Origin of the sequence: Anabaena lutea FACHB-196 (assembly GCF_014698305.1) — a bacterium.
GTDB lineage: Bacteria > Cyanobacteriota > Cyanobacteriia > Cyanobacteriales > Nostocaceae > Anabaena > Anabaena lutea.
In genome coordinates this window covers 1-2,802 of record NZ_JACJST010000060.1, presented here as the reverse complement: position 1 = coordinate 2,802, position 2,802 = coordinate 1, and the positions used below count along the sequence as shown (strand labels likewise).

At 36.1% G+C, this 2,802-nt stretch carries 2 protein-coding genes and 1 pseudogene; 2 read left to right on the top strand and 1 reads right to left on the bottom strand.

Translation table 11 applies throughout. The features are described 5' to 3' along the window. Positions 1 to 210: pseudogene (locus H6G59_RS26990) on the top strand (hypothetical protein); the annotation flags it as partial. 50 nt (positions 211 to 260) lie between these two features. On the opposite strand, the gene H6G59_RS26985 reads toward H6G59_RS26990, so the two are convergent. Next, a complete protein-coding gene (locus tag H6G59_RS26985) occupies positions 261 to 1,196 on the bottom strand; it encodes a glutaminase (RefSeq protein ID WP_190721160.1) in 936 nt (311 codons plus the stop codon). Between the two features lie 40 nt (positions 1,197 to 1,236). On the opposite strand from H6G59_RS26985, the gene H6G59_RS26980 reads away from it, so the two are divergent. After that, positions 1,237 to 2,709: a thioredoxin-like domain-containing protein gene (locus H6G59_RS26980; protein WP_190721157.1), complete on the top strand. Its 1,473-nt coding sequence runs from the start codon at positions 1,237 to 1,239 to the stop codon at positions 2,707 to 2,709. Positions 2,710 to 2,802 lie beyond the last annotated feature (93 nt).

Genomic DNA, 2,802 nt, shown 5'->3' with positions numbered 1-2,802 from the left:
GAAATAATACCCAAACCTCAACCGGAGATAGAAACGCAACCAGTTCCCGAAACGGAAACGACACCAACTCCCAAAGTTGAAATAATACCCAAACCTCAACCCGAAATTACACCCACACCTCCTGCTATTAAATTTGCAGCACCAGAACTACAGCCGAAATTCATACCAACACCTTCCAAAAAGCAGCTAAACCCTCCCATAGCTGTGTAAGAAGAGTCTGAAACTCTTTTGAATTTTGAATTTTGAATTTTCGTCTGCGGTTAATGATTCATATTTAGTTTCAACCCTGAGGAGAAAGCTTCAATAAATGCCAGCCCTGCTACAGGATTGCCTATACTATCCAAGGCAGGACTGTAGCAAGCGATCGCTCCGCTCGCCGCAGGCATTGCTTCCTGATGTGGTACTATTGCTAATAAACCCCCACCAATACCCGATTTCATCGGTAAACCTATTTTGACAGCATACTCAGCAGAAGCTTCATACAATCCACAAGTTAACATCACAGTGTTGACGATATTGCGGTTTTCTGAGTTTATAAAACTGCTGTTACAAGCTAATAAATTTCCCAATAAGGCTAAATCCTGCACATTTCCAGATATACAGCATATTTGTTCGTAAGTGTCAAGGGCAATTTCCAGATTTTTGATATGTCCAGTTTTGATAAGATGGTGAGCGATCGCTAGATTTGCTAGTGAACGAGTAGCGCGAACTGAATTCAGCAACTCTTCATTTAACTCCAATTGACACCCTGCTATTTGATTTAACCATTGACAGAACAACTGTGTGCGAGTATTTGCATCCTTTCCTGGTAATTTATCAGCTAAGGTAATAGCACCACTATTAATCATTGGATTACGTGGATACCCATTATCAGCAATTAACTGTTCTAAAGAATTGAAAGGTGCTGCGGAGGGTTCAAACCCAACCCATTCTGATACCTTTTCTCCTCCGAAATGTTCCAGAAGATATAGTAGGGAGAATGGCTTAATTACACTCATTAAAGGAAATACACAACCTGTATCTCCTAAACTGTAATTTACACCTGATTCACAGCAGATATGAACAGCAAACCAGCTAGGGTTAGCTATAGCTAAAGGTGGAATACGTTCAATAACTCGTCCCTGTACAGCTTGGTTTTTAGCTTGTTGTACCCAAAGAGATAAATTATTTATATTGATTTTTTCTAGTTCTATCAAAACTTTGATTTCAACCTAAAATCTACAATCTTAAAATACTATGATTCCCTGTGTTAGATCACCAGAATTACCACAAAATTATTCTTGGCTGAATACTGATAAACCTTTATCACTAAAATCACTCAAAGGTAGAGTTGTAATTTTAGACTTTTGGACATACTGTTGCATCAACTGTTTGCACATATTACCAGATCTGAAATATTTAGAGCGTAAATATCAAAATAGTCTGACAATTATCGGCGTTTACTCAGCGAAATTTGAAAACGAAAAAGAAATCGAAAATATTCGTCAAGCAGTTCTGCGCTACGACATTGAACACCCAGTTTTAGTGGATATTGGTTTTCGAGTTTGGGATGAGTATGCTGTTCGTGCTTGGCCTACCTTAATAATTATAGATCCACAAGGTTATGTAATTAGTCAAGTTTCTGGTGAAGGAAATTTACAAATTATTGAAAATATCATTATTCAATCTATTAATCAACATCAAGATAAAATTAATTTTCAACAACTCGAATTCAATTTAGAAAAACACCATCAACCATTAATTACACCTTTGGCGTTTCCTAGTAAAATTTTAGCCACACCAGCGGGTTTATTTATTGCTGATTCTGGACATCATCGTTTAGTGATGAGTAGCTTAGAAGGTGAAGTTATTCATATTATTGGTACAGGAAAGCCAGGTTTAAAAGATGGTAAACTTGACGAAGTAGAATTTTCTGCACCGCAAGGAATGACTTATGATCTAGAAAATCAAATTCTTTATGTTGCTGATACAGAAAATCATGTTGTACGACGTGTAGATTTGCGAAAACTAGTAGTAGAAACAATTGCGGGAACTGGAAAACAAAGTTATATTATTCATCCTCATGGTGGTGCTGCATTAACAACAGCATTAAATTCACCGTGGGATTTAGTGAAAGTTGGTAATTTCCTATTTATCACAATGGCAGGTTCTCATCAAATTTGGCAAATGAATTTAGAAACAGGTAATATTACAACTTGTGCGGGAACAGGTGCAGAAGGTTGTGTAGATGGTAATTTTCAACAATGTGCATTTGCTCAACCTAGCGGAATTACTACAAATGGAAAAGAGTTATTTATTGCTGATAGTGAAGTTAGTTCAATTCGGGCTGTAGAAATAGCAGAAAATGGCAAAGTAAGAACTGTTTGTGGTAGTGGTTTTTTATTTGAATTTGGTGATCAAGATGGTACGGGTGATAATGTACGTTTACAGCATTGTTTAGATATAGATTATTTTGATAATTACCTTTGGGTTGCAGATACATATAATCATAAAATAAAAGTGGTGAATCCTATTAATGGTGAATGTAAAACTATTTTACTTAATAGTGAAAATACTCTTTTATCTGAACCTACAGGTTTGAGTCTTCTGGGTTCATATTTATATATTTGTGATACGAATAATCATGTAATTCGGCGTGTTAATTTGGAAAGTTTAGAAATGACAACTTTGGAATTCTCTGGTTTATGTGCGCCTAGTATGTCAGGGTAAGCTCATCTAATTTGGTATAGTATGAACTTGACAAAAGAAACAAGATAAGCAGCAGGAAGCAGAGAAAAATTTTACTTGACATGACAGCAAAAG